Below are 20,743 nucleotides of genomic sequence, written 5' to 3' on the forward strand. Positions count from 1 at the left end.
TGTTTAGCCATTCCGGGAAAAATAAAACCATGAAAAGGCCACACTGCCGCCCAGTACAATCGTCCGGCTAATCCTTGAGGGCGGTAGGTTGCCGTTTGCAACAGATAGCACTGATCATCCTCACTCATTACTTTAAACTCTAACCAGGCATCGCCGGGAAGTTTCATTTCAGCGTAAAGCAATAGTCGCCCCTTCGCTTTATCGGCTACCAGTACGCGCCAAAAGTCTAGCGCATCGCCAGGGACCAGTTCGCTACTACTTCGTCGTCCTCGCCGTAAACCTACCCCACCTATCATTTGGTCGAGTACTCCCCGGATTTCCCAAAGGAATCCGAGATAATACCAGCCTCGCTCACCACCAATACTCCAAATATTTTCAATTACCTGCTCCTTCGGTTTATCAAACGGAATTTGACGAATATCGCGGTATACTCCGTGCTCAGGTACTTTAACATAGTCAAACAGATTGATATCCATTTTGCTACTATTCAGCGAGTCTTTCCAACTGGAAACTACTTCATTTTGAGCAATACGTTGGAATGCCCGACCCACGGCCTCCTTGTAGGGAATTAGGTGGTCGAGTTGCACAATCTCTTCAATACCCCTTTTCTTTACAACTACCTCGTTTTTCATACTATCAACCAGGCTGCGGGCCAAATTGAATGAGGTGCTGGTGACAAAATACAGCCATAGCGATGAGAGACGAGGCGAAAGCACCGGTACCGATATGATACTGCGAGTTAAGCCCCGAACCTCAGCAAATTGTAGCATCATCTGTTTGTACGTTAAGATATTGGGGCCACCAATATCAAAAATTTTGTTGTAGGCTTCCTCTTTCTCAAGTACTCCTTCCAGATACTGTAACACATTACGCAGGGCAATGGGCTGGCAGCGGGTGCTTACCCATTTGGGTGCAACCATCACCGGCAGCTTTTCTACCAAGTCGCGAATAATCTCGAAGGAAGCTCCCCCTGATCCGATGATAATAGCCGCCCGTAGCACTGTAGTGGGTACGCCGCTGTTGAGCAAAACATGCTCTACATTTCTTCGCGAACGCAGATGTTTGGAAAGGTTACTATCGTTGACAATTCCGCTAAGATAAATTATCTGCTGGCACTGAGTTTTGGTAATCTGGGCCACAAAATTATCTGCAGCCTGTTGTTCCATTACCTCAAAGTCTTTCGATCCACCTGCCCCTCCCATTGAATGCACTAAATAGTACGCCGCGTCAATATCGTTAGGAAGGTTAGTAAGCGTTTCGGGCTTTAATAAATCCGCTTCGTAAAACTCGATGCAGCCCGAATCAATTATTGCTTTTTCTACATTCATACGACGCTTATCGCGCACTAAACACACTACATCGTGCCCAGCCCGTATCAGTACCGGTAACAATCTCACCCCGATATAGCCATTAGCTCCTGTTAACAGTATCTTCATAACTTTATGCGTTATTTTTCTTTATAATCTAAATAACTGAAAAGGTAGCGATGTGTTAATAAGCGTAGGAAAAACCCGGTCGTTTCTGTATACTATTGAGTACTTCAAGTTGCCTTTTCTGAAAAATTGCGTAATATGAGCCTCAAATTTACCCCTATGCTACGACAACTAAACTACCTTGCGCTGAGCGCAATAACCCTTCTGGCTTGCTCTCCAACTCCCGATGATACTTCTTCCGATACTGAAGAAAGTCAGCTTTCTTATCTAACGGTTGGTTCCGTTGAACGCTTGAACGCGGAGTTGGATCAGGTAATTCCCACCGATGCTCAACTCGAGCTATTAGCCGAAGGATTTGATTGGTCGGAAGGGCCAGTTTGGGTACCGGAAAACGGGGGGTATTTGCTTTTTTCCGATATTCCACCTAATCGAGTGTATAAATGGACAGCAGAAGATAGCATTTCATTGTATCTGGAGCCAGCGGGCTTTTCAGGAGATGACTTTACTGGAAAAGAGCCGGGTTCTAATGGTTTGCTGATTGATCGTGATGGCAATCTGGTTCTCTGTCAACACGGTAATCGGCAAATGGCTCGGATGAATGCTTCGTTAGATGACCCAAAGTCTGATTTTGTCTCTATCGTAGGTGAGTACGAAGGGAAGCGACTCAACAGTCCTAATGATGCGGTGTTTCATAGCAACGGCGACCTGTACTTTACTGATCCGCCTTATGGCTTGCCGGGTGGAGCTGATAGCGAAGCCAAAGAGCTGGACTTTCAGGGAGTATATCGGTTTTCTTCTACCGACAGCAGCCTGACATTGCTAACACAAGAATTGAGTCGCCCCAATGGAGTTGCCTTATCGCCGGATGAGAAAACGCTGTACGTTGCCAACTCTGATCCAGAGCAAGCTATGTGGATGGCTTTTGATGTACTAGCGGATGGGAATGTGGATAATGGTCGCTTACTTTATGATGCCACTGATCGAGTGGGGGAAGAAAAGGGCTTACCCGATGGTATGGTTGTTCATAGTACAGGTTATATTTTTGCTACCGGACCGGGCGGGGTTTGGATATTTAACGCCGAAGGCACTCATTTGGGAACATTGAAGACTGGGCAGGCCACTGCTAACTGCACTTTAAATGACGATGAATCAGCATTGTATATCACAGCAGATATGTATTTGATGCGCTTGCCGCTTTAAATTACCAGATCGTAATATTTGAAAAAGATAAATCATTCACTTTATTGTTTTATAAATATGTGCGGTTAAGCTGTGATAGGAAGTAATCAGCAGAAAATTATCGAATAGAGTTACATAAGTTCGCCATAAAATTTAATAATTCACTGTAAAAGACAATTTGGCAAGTATAGTTGCTTAAGCATCTACTTCAAGAAAGACAAACAACTACCCCGAGAGAATATAGTGTAGTGCCACAAAATAGATTAGTTACACTCTATCTGCTATAAGCTATTCACTATCAACCTATAAAACTGTCGTTAAAATACCATGATTCACCTAAATCAACCCTATACCAAGAGAATGCTTTCTACCCGCACTACTAATAGTCATCTGGAGGTAAGTGAACGCACTATTGAATGAATTTTGGAAGCAAGAAGATTGGTAAAGGATTATCAACTCATCTTTAATCAACTTACCAAACAGGAAAAAGAAATCATTCTATTAGTAGTGCATGGAAACACTAGTTTTCAAATTGGTGAACAATTACGTATTACCTGCAATACTATAGAAACCCATTGTAAAAGTATTAACCGAAAGCTTGCCATAGACTCACCGTATCAACTCGTTCGCATTATTCAAGCCTTCGATTTGGTATAATATCGAGTTAATTAAAATTTAACTATTTGACAATCAGTTCTTTATTAAAACAAAAGTTGAAGTAATTTAGATAATCTATAATATAGAAAGATCTGTAAAATATAGTGATAATTATGGGTATTTTCTCCGAGAGCTACAACGATAAGTATAGTAAACTAAGTAGTAAGGAGAACTTTTCTTCTTTGCTAAATTGAATTTATTCTCTTTAAAACCTACTTTGCCCTTATTACGTAATTATAGCAACTGTTCTTAGAAAGCAAATTATGTTACCTGTCCTTTATAGCCAGTCACTGACCCTTCGCCCATTTGCACCGGAAGATTTGACCGATGTATTAGCACTGGTACAGGAAAAAGAAGTGGCCTCCACTACTTTAAATATCCCTCATCCTTGTACTGAAACCGAGATCAACGATTGGTTTCAATTGCAGAAATGCGAATTGGAACAGGGAAAAGGGTTACGGTGGGCGGTATGCACCACTAAAACTAAGAAGCTGGTAGGTGCGGTGAAATTAGCTACCCATCCAGAGTACGAGTCAGCCGAGTTAGGCTACTGGATTGGTAAACCGTACTGGGGTCAAGGCTATGCCTCCGGAGCCACTCAATTGGTAGTTGATTATGCTTTTAGTACGCTAGAGCTAAACCGCATTGAAGCGCACGCGATGGTAGAGAACATAGGCTCTATTCAAATACTGCGTAAATTAGGCATGCAGGAAGAAGGGTACCATCCTCAGCTTGTAAAGAAGTGGGGCGAATTTAAAGACGTAAAAACTTACGGGCTGCTGCGGGAGCAGTGGACGGCAAGCTCGCGTACCTCGGCTATTCATGGACGTTTCTCTAACTGACCGGCTCCGGCTTCTCTACGAACGTATTCCCCCGCAAGTGCTGGCACTGTCCGAATCGGCGTGGGTAGCTAAAACAGCTCCCAGTAAATGGTCAAAAAAAGAAAACCTAGGCCATCTAATTGATTCAGCCATTAATAATCACGTCCGATTGGTTCGCATACAGACTGAACCTCAGCCGTTGGTCATTGAAAAATACGCGCAGGATAAGTGGGTACAGTTGCACCAGTATCAGCGATGGACTACCGAAGTACTGGTTCGCTGTTGGCAATCGCATCAGCACCAGATTATTATACTGATGGAAGTAGCTTCTTCGGAGTCGCTCTACAAACTCTGCGATATTGGCGGCGGTGAATTAAAAACTATGCAGTGGCTGTACCAAGATTACGTAGACCATCAAGAACACCACCTTCGTCAAATTATGGATTATAACTTTTAGTATTTGTTGTGTTCAGGCGACCGTCGCGAAGTGTTCATGTATTCATGTAACTTTGAACACTTGAACACTTGAACACTTGAACACTTGAACACTTGAACACTTGAACACTTGAACACTTGAACACTTGAACACTTGAACACTTTACCCCAAACCATCACCCAAGCCCTGCTCAATGAAGTACGGCGGCGTATTATCGAGGAATCGGTACCACGAGTTAAGAAGTGTCTGTATTTGCTGAACGAAGATCAACTATGGTATCGGCCGAATGAGCAAACTACTAGTGTAGGCAATCTGGTACTGCACCTGATGGGTAATCTACGGCAGTGGGTACTAAGTGGTATTGACGGTCAACCTGATCATCGCCAGCGTTCGCAGGAATTTACCGAAACCGGACCTGTTCCCACCAAAAAGCTCGTTCGTGATTTAGATAATTTAATGATTGAAGTAGACCAAGTGTTAACCCAAATTGCCCCAGAAGTTTTGACTGAAAAGCGCAATGTGCAAGGTTTTGAGGAAAGTGTATTAGCTATTCTGATTCACGTAACCGAGCACTTTTCTTACCACACTGGGCAGATTACTTATTACACCAAATCCACCCTCAATGTAGACACGCAGTACTACACCGGGATGGATTTAGATCAAACTTCTTCTGATTAAACAATTATTCTCCTACGCAAAACGCTAATTCGTCACGATCAAAAGCATCGCTTCTTCTGCCTTCGCCAGAAGTTAACCGGTACGTTGCAGTAAGCTTGAGAATATAGGCGCAGGGTATAAGGCTACTATAAGTTTGAGTGCCCGAAGCCTCTTTGTTACTATCAATAGTCAGATTGACCGAAGGCGGGGTCGTATTACTTACCAACCGAAGGGTAGCGGACTCCACATACGGATGGTAGCAGGTATACCGAGCATTTACCGTGCTACTAAGTTTTTTGCAGCCGGAGTCTGCACCAATAAGTTCGTTTAGGTCTACCATACAAACACCTTTTAAGGCAACCCCTCCACCTGCCCAGTTAGGATGTCTAGTTTGGGTAAATTCACCGTTCCAAACCACGATCTTATCAAGAATATTGGTCGATGATAGAGTAGACGAACCTACCTCCCGAGCTTCAAAAATAATTCTGAAAGTAGGATCAGTCCCGGCAAAACGATCCGATGCATCCATAGTGTTTCCTGCTACATGTACTGTAGGGTTATTCAGATTAAATAACTGCATAAATAACCGCTCGGTATCGATAACCGCTAGTGATGCACCACTGCCGTACGATGCTTTAAACAGTCCAGTTGTTTCAGGATTGTTCAACCGAGGTACTTTAATCCATCCGTTGGAATCGGGCTCCACATTATACGTTTCTCCCAGCTTTTTTAGGTAGTACGGGGATGTTTGAACATAACCGATACCAGGAATAGAATCGGGTACTGAGGGGTCATGCGGAAACACACGCTGCACCGACCCAATTATAGTAGTTTTCATTAGGTCAATAACCTGAGCGGCACTTAACTCGGTTGATGTGTTAACGTTAGTAACTCGAAAGCGATATTCCATTTCATTACTGGCATAACCACCCGGCAAATCTCCGTTCAAATTAATATCTTTGGTAAAGGCATTCTTCTGGCTATCGTTAGTGAATCCGTCAGCATCAATTTGGGTTAGTATTTCGTAAGACCCAATGTGTGTAAAGAGGGCGGGTTCATACTTAGGTGGGGGCGGTGGTGGTGTCAATTTAGGATCGACGCATAGGTCAATGCAAAAACAGTTACCGATATCTTCTCGTCCCTCTGCGCGCCCATCTTGTCGGCTTTCTTCCAAGAATACCGTAGAGGGTAATCCGGTGGTTTCCACTTTAAAGTATACGTCTGGCCCGCTATTGAATGGCGGAAATGGGGTTTCTATGTTTACTACTGGCGATAAAAATGTTTGTTTGAAATCACTGCTGGTATAATCAATCCTAAAGTAGCCATTACTATCGGTAACGGCTGAACCTAGAACATCGTCCTTAATCCAGTCGGCATCAAAAGCAGTTACTCTTACATTTTCAATAGGTCGGTTATCATTCTTGCAGTCTAAAATCTTGCCGCAAATCACCCAAGCATCAAAAAGACTTCGGATACCGCACCAGAAGCGGTTCGGCAAACAGTAGTCCCAAACGGCGACCAATTCATCATCTCGTTCGCGCCACTTAGGTTGCCAAACCGTAATAGTGAACTGCACCGGATCATACTTCTTCTTTTGTTTTTTCTGGTTGGGAGCTGTTTTTATCAGCACATCGACCTCAACTGCCTCACCGTTGTAATCTTGCCTTTTACTGTTCAGCGTAAAATTAAAGTTACCTTGTTGGTCGGTGGATGCTTCGGCAAGTAGTCGTTCTTCTTTAGCTTTTACTGCTTTTTCATCCAGTACTTGAATAGTTTCTTTAGGATTGCTGGCAATACGGCGATTCGCTTCATCGCTAGACGTAACACGGTACAAACGCACTGTTGCCGAAGATAAATCTTCCCGACAGTCATTGCAGAAGTAGGCACAAAGGTGCCCCTGAATAATGAAATTCATATGTGAAAATGGTTTGGTTGCTGAAAAATTGATAAACGTCTCGGGAAGGAAGGATAGCTAGAGAGCTATTTATAACTTAGTAGAAGAGGAATGTGATATGTAACCAGATTGGTGAAAAAATACAGTAATTTTTATTCGATTATTCTGTTGAGCAAATAAAAAAAGCCCAACGAAGTTAATCCGCGGGCCTTCTGAAAAGTTTGTATAAGTTATTTATGACGAACTAACTGATTCTGCCCGCTTTATAAGCCAGGATCGTGCGTCAACCTTGTTATCAAAATAATGAACTTCTACTCTATTATTGCTAGCTGATTTTACTCCCTCTACTACATCATCTAGAGCCATTTGCGCTAGTATATCCGAAGATGTAATCATCACTGTAGTTTTAAGTCCTGCTGCTAGCACCTGTTGTAACCATTCAGTTTGTGACCACAGGTGATCTTCATTGCTGACAACTCCCAGATTAACAGTATTCACTAATAAAGTGCCAGTCGGATTCGCCTTTAGTAGGTTGACTATATGGTACATACCAGTTTTATACTCTTCTGAAGTGACATTAGTAAGCCAGTCAACCATAATAGCGTCAATAGACGTATCGTGTTTAGCTTCGAAATAACTTTCTCTTACTTCTTTCATAATTGCCTTAATTTTAGTTTTGTATATTTTACTTTTTGGCTTCTTCTAGTTCGGCTAGCAACTCTTGTTCTCTTTGCTTGAATTTTTGCATCGCCTTCTTCATCATTTTGTTGCGAGCTTCAATTTGTTCATCTGCGCGTTGCTTTTCTTTTTGACGAATCTGCTCACTGTTTGTGTTGGCTACCTCTAATTCTGCTAATTTTCCCTGCAACAATTTCTCATTCTCCTGCAACTCTTGCTGAAGACGCTGCTGTTGCTCTTGGGTTGCTTGTAGCTCTTCCATATTTTGGCGCATCTCTTCCTCTTGCGCTTTCATCTCTTCGGTCTGCTGCTTAGACTCTTCTAGCAATAGTTTGGTCTGTTGACTAGTACGAACAACTGAGATTGAGGAGGCAATAATTTCTCCGACTTGTTCGAGAAATTTGATCTTAAAATCGCTTAATTCGTGAAAAGCAGCTATTTCTAGTACTCCTAGTACCTGCTCATTGAATTTTAGTGGTACGATAACAAGATGCGATGGGGTAGTTTCTCCTAACCCTGAAGTAATTCGTACATACTCACTAGGAATGTTACTAAGCCGAACCGTTTTTTGCTCAATAAAAGCTTGGCCAATTAAGCCCTGCCCCGGTTTAATGGTTTTCTCCTCGTGTTTCTTTTTATTATAGGCGTAGCAAGCCACCATTTCCAAGTACTGATTATCTACATTATCGTCATTAATAATGAAGAGCCCGCCTTGATTAGCCTCTACGTACTTAATGATATAAGCTAGAAGCCGATCGCCTAAAGCAAGTAAATCAGTCTGAAAAGTGCGAGCAATTTCAGCAATTTTACCTTCCCCTTCGGTAGACCATAGGCGCTGCTCATCGGTCTGCTTTATCTGCTTAAGCTTCTCTTCCATTTTAAGTAGTTCACCCACTAAAGTATTTTTATTACGTTCTCGCTGGTTAGCATCCAATTCATTCCACTCCGATCGCTCTTCACCCAAGTTTCTAATAAAATCTACCACCTTCTCCAGATTTCGGGTCAAGTGTCTAGTAATTTGCGCTGCTTCATAGCTATCGAGGGCCTGTCCGTCGTTGTAGACAAACTCTCGATTACTATTGTCTAACTGTACTAGTAGCTGTTGACGTGTTCTTTTATTCCGTTGTAATTGGAGTATTACCACTATTAGAACAGGAATTCCGATGAGCAGTAGCATTCCTTGTACCACTCCTGTGTAGAGTTGATTAATATCGTATTGTTGTTGGGCATCTGTCTCTGACTGGCTAACGTATTCTAATACACCTTTACTAAACTTATCGTAGGTAATCCAAACATCATACCCTGGATCGCTTTTAAAGATCGCCAATGCCTCTTCCTTCCTTTCCTGTTTGGTTAAATCAATCATACGACCAACCAAACTAATATATCTTTTAATAGATTGTTCGTTATCGACTATTAATGCCTCTTCAGTATAGCCTTGTTCAGATAAATAGTAAGATAGTGAGTCTAAATATAGCTGATGCCCCTCAACAGCTTTGGTGTAGGGTTCCAAAAATTTTTCATCCTGTATTGTGGCATAGCCTCGAAAACTTATATCTGCGAGGTGTACTTGGTTCCACACCCTTTCTAGAGAATTTCGGGCTTTCAGCAAAGCATCTTTTTTCTGTTGATGCTGGACGGCTCCCATTCGGCTATAAAAAGCAGTGACCGAACTAGCGAAAATTAGTAAGATAATAAAGCCAATAAGTAGCAGGATACTGTTTTTCTGTAAGAAAGCTATTTTTGCAGTCATCAGATAGTCTTGTTTTTAGCTCTAAAACTGAATGGCTAAGATCGCGTTTAGTTCATTTTACCAGTAGCTAATTTGGTGATTGATCTTACAGTGTAAGGTTTTATATACATTCTTTTCATATAAGCTGTAACCCGTTAAATAGCTCATCTAAACCATAGGAAGCAAAAATCATTTATTATATTGAGCAAGCAACCTAATTTAGCATATGGGCACACTAAATGTCAAGCTGGTATCAAGTCGGGACGATCTTAACCGCAACACACGAAATATCTTACAAGACCTGAAGGCACTAGAAACGATGCTGGAAGAGTCTTGGTTTAATGAAGATCCCATTCACATTGGGGCCGAACAAGAATTATGCTTAGTAGATTCTCATTGCAAGCCTAAGCCCATTTCACTGGAAGTGCTCGACCGCATTCAATCGCCAGGATTTACCACGGAGCTGGCAAAGTTTAATATTGAGATTAATCTTGATCCACTAAAATTTACAGGTACTTGTTTTTCTGACCTAGCGCAGAATATCGCTCAGAATATGGAGGAGCTTTACGCATTGGGTTCCGAAATGGGTTTTGACCCGGTAATGACGGGTATTCTCCCTACATTGCGAAAAACGGATATGGAGGATCATAATTGTACTCCTCTACCTCGCTATCAAGCTCTGATGGAGGCACTTAGCAAAATGCGCGGGCGCGAATACGAACTAAGCATTCGAGGTATTGACGAGCTGAATATCAAGCATGATTCCGCTATGCTAGAGGCTTGTAACACCAGCTTTCAGGTACATCTACAAGTAGCTCCTAAGGATTTTGTATCAAAGTATAATATCGCGTTAGCTATTGCGGCTCCCACCCTAGCTATTGCTACCAACTCTCCCTTTCTATTTGGAAAACGGCTTTGGAGCGAAACCCGTATTGCTCTGTTCCAGCAGTCAATTGATACGCGGGTAGTGTCAGAGCACTTGCGCGACCGCAGCCCTCGAGTAACATTTGGCAACCATTGGATGAAAGACTCGGTCATTGAATTATATCGGGAAGACATTGTTCGGTTTCGTCCGATGCTGATGACGGAACCTGACGGGGATGTTACAAAAATGATGGAAGCGGGAAATACGCCTGATCTAAGTAGCCTAATGACGCATAACTCTACGGTCTACCGCTGGAACCGCCCCTGCTACGGAATTAGCCCTAACGGAAAGCCTCATTTACGAATAGAGAACCGCCTACTACCTTCTGGTCCTAGTATCGTCGATGAGGTAGCAAATGCTGCCTTCTGGTTAGGATTAATGGAAGGAGCACACCAGGAATATGGTGATATTACCCAGAAGATGGAATTTGACGATGTGCGATCCAACTTTGTTTCTTCCGCCTTTTCTGGCCACGATACTGATCTGATCTGGCTCAACGGACAGAAAATTAGTACCAGCGAACTGATTGCTAAAGAATTATTACCATTGGCTCGGCAAGGTCTGGAGAAACGCCAGGTGAACCCCAAAGATATAGACTACTACATGAATGTTATTGAATCTAGAAACCAATTGCGTCGCACTGGGTCTTACTGGATTCTACAGTCGTTCAGTAAGCTTAGTAAAGAAGTATTGGATGATGAACGTTCGTCTACCCTCACTTCGGCTATGATTAAGAATCAGAAATCAGGTAAACCTATTCATGAGTGGGAACTAGCTGCTCGGCAAGATTCTCGCGAATGGTCAGCTACTTCTCTACTAATTGAAGAGTTTATGACCCGCGATGTATTCAGCGTAGAAGAAGACGATATTCCTGAACTGGTAGCGAATATTATGGATTGGCAACGGGTGCGCTTTGTCCCGGTAGAAGATAAAAAAGGACACTTGTGCGGATTGGTCACTGCTCGCCGCCTGATTCGTTATCTGGTAGATAGAGCTGGAGATGATAAATGCGAGGAAAAATCCGTAAAGGACTTGATGATTAGCAACCCGATCACGATTGCTCCCGATAAAACAGTAATGGAAGCCATGCGATTGATGAAACAACATAACTCGCCTTGTTTACCGGTGGTAAAAAACAGCGCACTAGTTGGCATCATTTCGGAGGGTAATTTCTTAAATGTAACAGCAAGCTTATTGAATGTATTGGAAGAACAGCATGAAGGATAGAACAATTGGTCACCTTACGCAGGGCCGTCCTGGGCCATTAATAATACTAATTGGTGGACTACACGGAAATGAGATTGAAGGAGTTCGAGCTACGGAGCGAGTATTTGAACAATTAAAGAATTACACAATTAATGGCGAAGTTATTGGTTTACGAGGCAACCTCGCCGCTATTGCTCAACAGCGACGCTACTTAGCCTACGATTTGAACCGCTGTTGGACCGAGGCGCACTTGCGCTTTCTCCGTTCTGACGCTATAAAACATTCTAAGCCAGAAGATCAGGAGGCAATTGCGCTGCTAAAGGTTATTGACCATTACGCCCAGCAGTCATTTTCTACCAAGATAATTGCGGATTTGCATACTACGTCAGCTCAGAAAGGTAGTTTTGTTATTGTGCCTGAGCACTATGCTGAGCATCCAGTCATTAAAGCACTACATATTCCGATTGTGGTGAACATGGAGTACTTTCTTAAAGGAACTTTGCTAAACTACAGTTGCGACCGGGGTTTTATCTCGTTTGCCTTCGAGGGTGGACAAATTGGCTCTCTCGACGCTATCGATCTGCACGAAGCGGGCATCTGGTCAATGCTTCTGGAAGCTGGTGCCATAGAAAACGCACCTGCGAGTTTTAAAAAAGAACAAACGGATTATTTACAGCAGCTAACTTCCGGCTTACCAAACCGAGTCACGGCTAAATCAATGCACGTAGTACACGAAGGTGCTAAGTTCAGTATGAATGATGGCTACTTTAATTTTAAACCCGTGCAAAAAGGCGAAGTGCTAGCTCAGGATAAAAACGGACCCATTGTATCTCCCCAAGACGGGCTCATCTTTATGCCACTGTATCAGAAAGAAGGCAGCGATGGCTTCTTTATTGTTGATCTGGAAGAATAGCGATCTGGTGCAAATCTAACAGAGAGGAAAATCAAATTATAGCTTTCGAGTTTAAAATAGTATCCCCCATGCCTTCTCGCCGTCAGTTTGTTCAGCAACTAAGTTTACTTTCAATAGGTGGCATTGTTTCGCCAAATATTGGAATAGCGCAGAATAGAACAGGTAAGATTTACACCGTTACTGGAGCTATTAGTGCTAATGATTTGGGCGTTTGCCTAACTCATGAACACATAATGTCTAACTTCGGGGCGGAGCGAAGCTATCAGCCTAATTATGATGTCGCTGCGTTGAAAGCCCAGGCACTGCCGTATCTGAAGCACATCAAATCACTAGGGGTAGCCAGTATTCTGGATTGTACCACTGCCTACTTTGGGCGAGATGTATCACTACTCAAAGAGCTTTCTGAAGAAAGTGAAATACATTTGATTACCAATACCGGTTACTACGGGGCAGCTAACGACCGCTACGTTCCCGAACACGCTTACCAAGAAACCGCTGAACAACTGGCCGAACGCTGGATCAATGAATTTGAGCAGGGTATTGATCAGACAGGTATTCGCCCCGGTTTTATAAAAATTGCTGCGGATAGCGGAGCGGTTTCTGATATTGATAAGAAGCTGATGCGAGCGGCACTACAAACCAGTAGGGCAACCGGACTTACCATCGCCTGCCATACCGGGGATAATCCAGCGGTGCCCAAACTTGCTCAGGAATTAATGGATGAAGAAAATGTTCAGCCTTCCGCCTGGATATGGACGCACGCTCATCAGATGAAGACTTCTGAAGAACTGACTGGAGCTGCCAAAGCGGGTATGTGGATTTCATTAGACGGACTGCGAATTGGCGGAGGTGACACCGAGGCTGATCAAGCTACCCTCGATCGGCATCTGCAGCATTTGCTAGCATTAAAAGAGCAGCGTCTGTTATCAAAAGTGCTAATCTCACACGACGGTAATTCTTTTCCTCGGGGCGGGGCCATTCGTCCTTACGAAGGAATTTTCACCCAATTCATTCCACTATTGAAAGAAAATGGATTTACGAAGCGCGAAATTAATCAGCTATTAGTAAATAATCCACAGCGGGCTTTTGCTATTCTTGAGTAGATACTACTTTTGAATAGTTAGTTATGCGCTCTTCTATCGCTGAATATTTAAGTTATTACAAGCTAAACTGAGCACAAATAAGGAAAGCTGCTATTCTTTTCTTATACTTATAGGCATCCTTAGCTATTAATAGCCGATCTATGAAAAGAAAAGCGTTCTTAAACGCGTCTTCAGCTTTGGTGGCGGGAAGCTTTTTATCGCCACCGCATCACGCTGCACAATCCGAGGGAATAGTACGTAAAAATTGGGCTGGTAACTACACTTATCAAGCAAAAAATCTGCACGAACCGCGCGGTGTAGAGGAAATTCCGGCGTTGGTAAAAAAATTAAAGCTACAAAAACCGCTGGGTTCTCGCCACTGCTTTAACAATATTGCTGATAGTCCGCTCAACCAGATTTCTACTCAATATCTCAACAAAGTAGTAGAAATCAACGAAGAGGCTAAGACTATAACCGTAGAAGCCGGGGTCCGCTACGGTGATTTTGCTCCTGAGCTTCACCAGCGGGGCTATGCTTTGCATAATATGGCTTCGTTGCCCCACATTTCGGTAGCCGGAGCCTGTGTAACGGGTACGCACGGTTCAGGAGTGAACCATGGAAATCTCTCTACCGCCGTCGCTGCTTTGGAATTTGTTACTCCGCAGGGCGAGGTAGTTACCCTACACCGAGAGAAAGACAGTAATACATTTAATGGAGTTGTAGTGAACCTAGGAGCTATTGGCCTTATCACTAAGCTGACGCTGGATATGCAAGACACCTTCGAGGTAAGGCAAGATCTGTTTCAGGAGCTACCGCTCGTATCACTACAGAATCATTTTGATGAGATTGTATCTAGCGGTTATAGCGTTAGCCTGTTTACCGATTGGCAAAACAATAAAGTGAGTCAAATATGGATGAAACGCAAAGTAGAAAAAGGCACGAACGATTTGGAGTCTGATTTTTACGGAGCTCGGGCGGCTACCCGAAACCTACATCCCATCACTCGCCTTTCTGCCGAACACTGTACCGAGCAGTTAGGTGTGTCTGGGCCGTGGTACGAACGACTGCCGCACTTTAAGATGGGTTTTACTCCCAGCAGTGGTGAAGAGTTACAGTCAGAATATTTTGTGCCCCGTCAGAATGCAGTAGATGCTATTCTGGCAGTAGAAAAAATGGGCGACCAGATATTTCCTCAACTATTAATTTCTGAAATTCGAACCATCGCGGCAGATAACTTCTGGATGAGCCCTTGCTATCAGCAAGATTCGGTAGCGATCCATTTTACCTGGAAGCAGAATTGGGGTGAGGTTCAAAAGCTACTGCCTAAGATTGAGACTGAACTTTCACCCTACGGCGTCCGTCCCCATTGGGGCAAGCTATTCACTATTGGTTCAAATGTGCTACAATCCCGCTACGATAAGCTACCGGATTTCTTAAAGCTGATGAAGACCTATGACCCACAAGGTAAACTGCGTAATACTTACCTGAACAATACCGTTTACACTACATAATTCACTATTACTACAGATTTAATATTTATGAAAGACAACCTACTAACACCCGTATCTCGCCGCTGTTTTCTTAAAAATTCCGTATCACTTGCCACAGGACTCGCGGTAGCTCCGTCGCTGATCGGTGCACCTCGTATACTTAAACACTACAATGAGCCCAACTCGGTGATTAACGGGGTGCCTATTGGAGTCATTACCTACTCTTTTCGGAGTATGCCCGATCAGAGTGCCGAGGCCACTTTACAGTATGTGGTAGATGCAGGTATCAGTACTATTGAGTTGATGGGTGGCCCGGCTGAATCCTTCGCGGGTAAGCCCGAAAGCTCAATGGATCGTCGAACCTTCTCTCGTTTAAGAAGAGCCGATCGGGAAGGAGAGGAGCTAACCGAAGATCAGAAAAAAGAACTGGCCGATATGCAGGCTCAGGTAGAATCGTATAATCAAGAAGTGGCTGCGTGGCGGACGAAAGTATCAATGGATAAATTTACCCAGCTAAAGAAGATGTACAATGATGCCGGGGTGAACATCTATGCGTTTAAGCCCGGTGCTTTTGGTATAGATAATTCCGACGCTGAGATCAGTTACGGTATGCAAGCAGCTAAAGCACTCGGTGCTAGCCACGTTACGCTGGAACACCCAAGTGATGATGCTCATACCCAACGTTTAGGAAAATTGGCTAAGAAGAATAAAATGTACGTAGGTTACCACGGACACACCCAACAGACCCCCACGTTTTGGGATATCGCTCTAGAACAATCTAAGTATAACGCCATGAATTTAGATATAGGGCACTATGTGGCGGCAGGTAATCCTGATCCGCTAGAGCTAGTTAAAGGAAAACATGACCGGATAATGAGCATGCATGTGAAAGATCGAGAAAGCTTAACTAATGGACAGAAAAATCGTGTTTGGGGAGAAGGTGATACGCCCATTACGGATGTGCTACAGTTAATGCGAGACCAGAAATATACTTTTCCCGCGACAGTAGAATTGGAGTACCAAATTCCTGAAAACTCGGACGCAGTGCGAGAAGTAGCTAAATGTCTAGAGTATTGTCGTAAGGCATTGGAGTAACATATAAATGTTTGCTTAAATAATAATAGCTATCTGCAGATATATCGCCTTCAATGGTATTAGTACGGAGGTAGAAAAAGTATAACCTAACTATTTTGTATCAATATGAAAATACCGTCAGTTTGTTGACTCAATTAATGTAAATTGCGTCAACAAACTGACGAAAATGGATTATTTAGATAGGATTATTGAAAATCAGATTTTAGAGAGTCTGGTTCCTAACAAAGTTGTGGTACTAATAGGGCCACGCCGAGTAGGAAAAACTATTCTTGTTAAGCAGATCACAGAAAAAATACAAGAACCCTATCTACTATTAAATGGTGAGGACTTTGCCGTATTAGAATTATTAGAACGAAGAAGTGTTCAAAACTATATGAACCTCTTGCAAGGAAAAAGGCTGCTAATAATAGACGAGGCACAGAAAATTCCAGCTATAGGGAACGTACTAAAACTAATGGTTGATCAGATAGAGGGCTTGAAAATTTTAGTTACTGGATCATCAGCATTTGATATAAGTAACTATACAGGAGAACCGCTAACCGGACGGAAAGTAACTTATAATTTATTCGCTCTGTCGGAACAGGAATTAGATCAGGTTGAAAACATACTTGAGAAAAAAGATAATCTGAATAAGCGATTGGTGTATGGCAATTATCCTGAATTATTACAACTGAAAGAGGATGCTAAAAAAGAAGAATATCTACGAGAAATAGTAAATGCCTACCTTTTAAAAGACATTTTGGCGTTTGAAAATATTAGAAATGCCGATAAAATATTTGATTTATTAAGAATGATTGCTTTCCAAATTGGCGGTGAGGTATCTATGCAAGAGCTGGGTAGCCAATTAGAAATGAGTAAAAATACGATAGAAAAATATCTTGATCTATTATCGAAAGTCTATGTCATTCATAAGGTTAAAGGGTTTAGCAAAAATCTAAGAAAAGAAGTTACGAAGAATAGCCGATGGTATTTCTATGATAATGGCCTTCGCAATACAATTATCGCTAATTTAAACCCCGTAGGGCAGAGAGGTGATATTGGTATGCTGTGGGAAAATTACGCGATTAGCGAACGTATAAAGTATCAACGCTATCATAAAATGCTGGTGAACAATTACTTTTGGAGAACCTACGACCAACAGGAAATAGATTGGGTTGAAGAGCGGGGTGGAAAGCTCTACGGTTACGAGTTTAAATGGAATACCAAGAAACATGTGAAAACTCCAGTGGCGTGGAAAAAAAGCTATGAAAATGCTGACTTTGAAGTTATTCATCCTAACAACTATTTGGAATGGATCAGGGAATGATAGAGAGTACACTATGGATAGGAGCGGGGATATACATCCTGCTGGCATCTTACTAAGAGAGTTAAGGTAACTCTTCCAGCACAATGTCTTTGTAAAATACTTTAGCTTTACCGCCGCCGTGAATCTGCAAGCCGATGTAGCCAAATTGAGAAATACTAGTATCAGACTCGGTGTAGTCTACGGTTTTTTGCCCGTTCAGAAATAATTGGATATAGCCACCTTGAGCCCGGATTTCGTAGTCATTCCACTCATCAGGTTTGAGCAGGTTGGCTACGAGAACTGAGTCAGGGGCAGCCAAGGTTTTCTTTCTACGCGATTCATCGTAAAGGCTAGCCCAGTAGTCTTTTCCTAAGTCAGCCTGATAGCCAATCATTTCGTAGGCAGGGTCGTCCATTCGTTGACTATGAAACTGCACTCCGGCGTTAATGAAACCCTCATCGCCTATCAACTTAAATTTCAACCTAAGCGCAAAATCTTCGTAGGGCTGAGTAGTCACCAAAAAATCGTTGTGGGGCACAGTTTCGGTGAGTGATCCTCCTATCAGGGCACTATTTTCAATTTTCCAAGTGTGGGTAGTGTCTCCTTCCCAACCCCGGAACGACTGTCCGTCGAAAAGTAGTTTCGATTGCTGGGCGCACGATACGTTAGCAGTAGCAATTAACCATAAGATGCCAAACAGGAAGCAGGTAGATTTCATAGAGGGAAAATAAGAATTTCTTGCTAAAATGCAGTTGCCCTATCCTATGATTATGCCTCCTGTTCGGCAAATGATACTGTCTCTAGTTACTGACCCTGACCTAGCGAATAGCCTCGTACGCCATCAAACTCGTATAGATTTTCGGTTTTGATAACGTCTATTTCCTCCTGTAGGGCATTCCCCAGAAGTTCGGGGATAGAACTTTTAGCTGCCGGATCACCATTGCCCACCTCGTAGCGGCAGCGCCAATGATCAGTGCAGAATGTTTCTTCAAAACCTTCGGGCCAAACCTTTACGCCTCGGTTGGTAATCATGGTTAGTTTAATATCGCGGTTGAGCTTGGTTAGCTTCTCAGCTAGTTCATCCGGATTTTTACCTTTCCAATCTACAAACACATCTACCCCCTTCAGTACTTTATTGGCTGGTTTTCTTCGCTCATATGTAGGAATGTTAATCTTTACATCTTTAGCGTATTCGGCAGAAAGGAGCTTCTTAGGCTTTTTACCTAAATGATTAATTACTGATTCGGCAAATTCGGTGGTACTTACTTGTTTCTGGCTAACTCCTTCCTTATAAATATCCGGAGTATGAATACCTTCTTCAAGGGTACATGACCAAGCATTTTTCACTAGTTCGGCTATATCTTGCTGACCAATGTGGTTGAGCATCATGACCGAAGCCCGAAGTAAACCAGATGGGTTCGCAATATTTTGTCCGGCAATAGTAGGGGCTGAACCGTGAATCGCTTCAAACATCGCGCAGCTTTCCCCAATATTAGCTGAGCCGGCTAAGCCAACCGACCCCGAGATTTGAGCAGTGATATCAGAAACGATATCACCGTAGAGATTAGGCAGTACTATTACATCAAAATCTTCGGGGGTATCTGCCAGCCGAGCCGCTCCGATATCAACAATCCAGTTGTCCGATTTTATCTCGGGGTACTCTTGGGCAATTTCTTTGAACACCTGATGAAACAAACCATCGGTATGCTTCATAATATTGTCTTTGGTAAAGCAGCTTATCTTTTCGCGTTTGTAGAGGCGAGCGTACTCAAAGGCATAGCGAACAATTTTCTCGCAGCCGGGGCGGGTAATAAGTTTCAGGCACTGTACTACTTCATCGGTTTGCTGATGCTCTATTCCGGCGTAAAGGTCTTCTTCGTTTTCCCGAACAATCACTACATCCATCTTCGGATGCTTAGTGCTGACGAATGGGTGAAAGCTTTTGCAAGGGCGCACGTTGGCAAATAGCCCCAGTGCTTTTCGCATAGTTACATTCAAGCTTTTGTAACCTCCCCCTTGCGGAGTGGTGATCGGAGCCTTCAAAAATACTTTATTTTTCCGGATGCTATCCCAGGCTGATTTACTAATGCCACTGGTGTTTCCGCCTAGATATACTTTCTCACCAATCTCAATCTCATCCCAATCTATCCGAGCCTTGGCCGCTTCTAGAATAGATAACGTGGCGTTCATAATTTCGGGGCCAATTCCGTCGCCTTTAGCAACCGTAATTTTTTGCATACTAGTTTAGTTTTTGTTTCGGAAGCAAAGTAAATACAAACTTTTCATATATTTTTATTTATGTTTTCTATATAACAGATAAATTATTTTTATGAATTATACATTGCATCAGCTACGGGTATTTCTGGAAGTAGTCCGGCAGCAGAGTATTACTCGGGCCGCCCGAAAAATGCATATGACTCAACCCGCTTTGTCGATTCAACTGAAGAATTTTCAGCTTCAGTTCGATATTCCGCTCACCGAAGTGGTAGGAAAAAAACTATACGTTACTGACTTTGGTCAGTCTATTGCTGAGTTAGCAGAAAATGTACTGAAGGAGGCCGATGCTATTAGGTATAAAACCAAGGAATACAAAGGGCTTTTCACCGGACAACTGAAGATTTCGGCGGCTTCTACTGGAAAATACGTTATTCCTTATTTTTTAAGCGGCTTTTTACAAGAGCATGCTGGGGTTGATCTGATACTGGACGTCACCAGCAAAACGCAGGTGGTAAGCAGTCTAAGGAAAAACGAGGTTGATTTTGCGGTGGTATCGGTGGTTCCGAAGGATATTACAATTAAAGAGGAGTTGCTACTGGAGAATCGGTTATACCTGGTAGGGAATACCGAGCATTTTGATAAAGACCGTCCGCTAATCTTTCGGGAGGCTGGATCAGCAACTCGCTTGGCGATGGATCGATATTTGGGAGCGGGAAAAAAGCGGAAAAGGCTTGAGCTCACCTCTAATGAGGCCATCAAGCAGGCGGTTATTGCTGGTTTGGGCTACTCCATTATTCCGTTAATTGGTATTAAAAATGAACTAGCTAGTAAAGAGCTGCATATCATTCCGGCAAAATCATTACCAATTGCCACAGCTTGGCGCTTAGTTTGGCTGAAGAATAAAAAATTATCGCCCGTAGCGCAAGCGTACCTCGACTACGTGCAAAGTAACAAAGACCAAATCATTCACGATAGTTTTAGCTGGTACTTGAATTTCAAAAAGTAGACTTATGATGAGTTCAACTGAACACGAAATCTTACAG

General features: G+C 42.9%; 18 protein-coding genes. 12 read left to right on the top strand and 6 right to left on the bottom strand.

The window, feature by feature from the left end:
• Positions 1 to 1,436, bottom strand: a 1,436-nt coding sequence (locus tag WBA23_RS20975) for an SDR family oxidoreductase (protein ID WP_424584237.1), incomplete at its 3' end; no start/stop codon positions are given.
• A gap of 156 nt (positions 1,437 to 1,592) precedes the next feature.
• On the opposite strand from WBA23_RS20975, the gene WBA23_RS20980 reads away from it, so the two are divergent.
• From WBA23_RS20980 to WBA23_RS21000, 5 genes are all read left to right on the top strand, one after another.
• Positions 1,593 to 2,633 carry an SMP-30/gluconolactonase/LRE family protein gene (locus WBA23_RS20980; RefSeq protein ID WP_424584238.1) on the top strand — a complete coding sequence of 347 codons (1,041 nt, stop codon included), beginning with the start codon at positions 1,593 to 1,595 and terminating at the stop codon, positions 2,631 to 2,633.
• A gap of 402 nt (positions 2,634 to 3,035) precedes the next feature.
• Positions 3,036 to 3,269 carry a response regulator transcription factor gene (locus tag WBA23_RS20985; RefSeq protein WP_424584239.1) on the top strand — a complete coding sequence of 78 codons (234 nt, stop codon included), beginning with the start codon at positions 3,036 to 3,038 and terminating at the stop codon, positions 3,267 to 3,269.
• 263 nt (positions 3,270 to 3,532) lie between these two features.
• Positions 3,533 to 4,111, top strand: a complete 579-nt coding sequence (locus WBA23_RS20990; protein ID WP_424584240.1) for a GNAT family N-acetyltransferase — start codon at positions 3,533 to 3,535, stop codon at positions 4,109 to 4,111.
• A complete protein-coding gene (locus WBA23_RS20995; RefSeq protein WP_424584241.1) occupies positions 4,092 to 4,547 on the top strand; it encodes a DinB family protein in 456 nt (151 codons plus the stop codon). Before WBA23_RS20990 ends, WBA23_RS20995 begins: the two co-directional genes overlap by 20 nt.
• A gap of 132 nt (positions 4,548 to 4,679) precedes the next feature.
• Positions 4,680 to 5,204 (top strand): DinB family protein, encoded by a 525-nt coding sequence (locus WBA23_RS21000; protein ID WP_424584242.1) that lies wholly within the window; start codon positions 4,680 to 4,682, stop codon positions 5,202 to 5,204.
• Between the two features lie 4 nt (positions 5,205 to 5,208).
• Here the strand turns inward: WBA23_RS21000 and WBA23_RS21005 are convergent, their stop codons facing one another.
• The 3 genes from WBA23_RS21005 to WBA23_RS21015 form a co-directional block, all read right to left on the bottom strand.
• Positions 5,209 to 7,098, bottom strand: coding sequence for a hypothetical protein (locus tag WBA23_RS21005; RefSeq protein ID WP_424584243.1), 1,890 nt, complete (start codon positions 7,096 to 7,098; stop codon positions 5,209 to 5,211).
• Between the two features lie 213 nt (positions 7,099 to 7,311).
• Positions 7,312 to 7,734 (bottom strand): hypothetical protein, encoded by a 423-nt coding sequence (locus WBA23_RS21010; protein ID WP_424584244.1) that lies wholly within the window; start codon positions 7,732 to 7,734, stop codon positions 7,312 to 7,314.
• A gap of 28 nt (positions 7,735 to 7,762) precedes the next feature.
• On the bottom strand, positions 7,763 to 9,508 hold the full coding sequence (locus WBA23_RS21015) for a GAF domain-containing protein (RefSeq protein ID WP_424584245.1): 1,746 nt from the start codon (positions 9,506 to 9,508) through the stop codon (positions 7,763 to 7,765).
• 205 nt (positions 9,509 to 9,713) lie between these two features.
• On the opposite strand from WBA23_RS21015, the gene WBA23_RS21020 reads away from it, so the two are divergent.
• The 6 genes from WBA23_RS21020 to WBA23_RS21045 all read left to right on the top strand — a co-directional run bounded on the left by WBA23_RS21020 (position 9,714) and on the right by WBA23_RS21045 (position 17,504).
• The gene (locus WBA23_RS21020) at positions 9,714 to 11,639 is read left to right on the top strand and encodes a glutamate-cysteine ligase family protein (RefSeq protein WP_424584246.1); all 1,926 of its coding nucleotides are present in this window, start codon (positions 9,714 to 9,716) and stop codon (positions 11,637 to 11,639) included.
• Complete coding sequence (locus WBA23_RS21025; protein WP_424584247.1) at positions 11,629 to 12,531, top strand: succinylglutamate desuccinylase/aspartoacylase family protein; 903 nt, start codon at positions 11,629 to 11,631, stop codon at positions 12,529 to 12,531. The genes WBA23_RS21020 and WBA23_RS21025 overlap by 11 nt, the downstream gene beginning before the upstream one ends.
• Positions 12,532 to 12,599: 68 nt before the next feature.
• Positions 12,600 to 13,634, top strand: coding sequence for a phosphotriesterase family protein (locus WBA23_RS21030; protein ID WP_424584248.1), 1,035 nt, complete (start codon positions 12,600 to 12,602; stop codon positions 13,632 to 13,634).
• Between the two features lie 140 nt (positions 13,635 to 13,774).
• On the top strand, positions 13,775 to 15,124 hold the full coding sequence (locus WBA23_RS21035; RefSeq protein WP_424584249.1) for an FAD-binding protein: 1,350 nt from the start codon (positions 13,775 to 13,777) through the stop codon (positions 15,122 to 15,124).
• A 27-nt stretch (positions 15,125 to 15,151) separates the two neighbouring features.
• Entirely contained in the window at positions 15,152 to 16,198 is a 1,047-nt protein-coding gene (locus WBA23_RS21040) for a sugar phosphate isomerase/epimerase family protein (RefSeq protein ID WP_424584250.1), read from the top strand.
• 166 nt (positions 16,199 to 16,364) lie between these two features.
• A complete protein-coding gene (locus WBA23_RS21045) occupies positions 16,365 to 17,504 on the top strand; it encodes an ATP-binding protein (RefSeq protein WP_424584251.1) in 1,140 nt (379 codons plus the stop codon).
• 61 nt (positions 17,505 to 17,565) lie between these two features.
• Here the strand turns inward: WBA23_RS21045 and WBA23_RS21050 are convergent, their stop codons facing one another.
• Together WBA23_RS21050 and WBA23_RS21055 are read right to left on the bottom strand one after the other, a co-directional pair.
• A complete protein-coding gene (locus WBA23_RS21050; protein WP_424584252.1) occupies positions 17,566 to 18,201 on the bottom strand; it encodes a 3-keto-disaccharide hydrolase in 636 nt (211 codons plus the stop codon).
• Between the two features lie 86 nt (positions 18,202 to 18,287).
• Complete coding sequence (locus WBA23_RS21055) at positions 18,288 to 19,721, bottom strand: NADP-dependent isocitrate dehydrogenase (RefSeq protein ID WP_424584253.1); 1,434 nt, start codon at positions 19,719 to 19,721, stop codon at positions 18,288 to 18,290.
• A gap of 91 nt (positions 19,722 to 19,812) precedes the next feature.
• Here WBA23_RS21055 and WBA23_RS21060 point away from each other — a divergent pair, with 91 nt between their 5' ends.
• Positions 19,813 to 20,706 (top strand): LysR substrate-binding domain-containing protein, encoded by an 894-nt coding sequence (locus WBA23_RS21060; RefSeq protein ID WP_424584254.1) that lies wholly within the window; start codon positions 19,813 to 19,815, stop codon positions 20,704 to 20,706.
• The last annotated feature ends 37 nt before the right edge of the window (positions 20,707 to 20,743 follow it).

This window comes from Tunicatimonas sp. (assembly GCF_049647865.1).
Classification (GTDB): domain Bacteria; phylum Bacteroidota; class Bacteroidia; order Cytophagales; family Cyclobacteriaceae; genus Tunicatimonas.

Bases quoted from the DNA above. Each gene is read 5' to 3' on its own strand.
- WBA23_RS20980 (WP_424584238.1), top strand. From the start codon at position 1,593: ATGCTACGACAACTAAACTACCTTGCGCTGAGCGCAATAACCCTTCTG.
- WBA23_RS20990 (WP_424584240.1), top strand. From the start codon at position 3,533: ATGTTACCTGTCCTTTATAGCCAGTCACTGACCCTTCGCCCATTTGCA.
- WBA23_RS20995 (WP_424584241.1), top strand. From the start codon at position 4,092: ATGGACGTTTCTCTAACTGACCGGCTCCGGCTTCTCTACGAACGTATT.
- WBA23_RS21005 (WP_424584243.1), bottom strand. From the start codon at position 7,098: ATGAATTTCATTATTCAGGGGCACCTTTGTGCCTACTTCTGCAATGAC.
- WBA23_RS21010 (WP_424584244.1), bottom strand. From the start codon at position 7,734: ATGAAAGAAGTAAGAGAAAGTTATTTCGAAGCTAAACACGATACGTCT.
- WBA23_RS21015 (WP_424584245.1), bottom strand. From the start codon at position 9,508: ATGACTGCAAAAATAGCTTTCTTACAGAAAAACAGTATCCTGCTACTT.
- WBA23_RS21020 (WP_424584246.1), top strand. From the start codon at position 9,714: ATGGGCACACTAAATGTCAAGCTGGTATCAAGTCGGGACGATCTTAAC.
- WBA23_RS21025 (WP_424584247.1), top strand. From the start codon at position 11,629: ATGAAGGATAGAACAATTGGTCACCTTACGCAGGGCCGTCCTGGGCCA.
- WBA23_RS21030 (WP_424584248.1), top strand. From the start codon at position 12,600: ATGCCTTCTCGCCGTCAGTTTGTTCAGCAACTAAGTTTACTTTCAATA.
- WBA23_RS21035 (WP_424584249.1), top strand. From the start codon at position 13,775: ATGAAAAGAAAAGCGTTCTTAAACGCGTCTTCAGCTTTGGTGGCGGGA.
- WBA23_RS21040 (WP_424584250.1), top strand. From the start codon at position 15,152: ATGAAAGACAACCTACTAACACCCGTATCTCGCCGCTGTTTTCTTAAA.
- WBA23_RS21045 (WP_424584251.1), top strand. From the start codon at position 16,365: ATGGATTATTTAGATAGGATTATTGAAAATCAGATTTTAGAGAGTCTG.
- WBA23_RS21050 (WP_424584252.1), bottom strand. From the start codon at position 18,201: ATGAAATCTACCTGCTTCCTGTTTGGCATCTTATGGTTAATTGCTACT.
- WBA23_RS21055 (WP_424584253.1), bottom strand. From the start codon at position 19,721: ATGCAAAAAATTACGGTTGCTAAAGGCGACGGAATTGGCCCCGAAATT.
- WBA23_RS21060 (WP_424584254.1), top strand. From the start codon at position 19,813: ATGAATTATACATTGCATCAGCTACGGGTATTTCTGGAAGTAGTCCGG.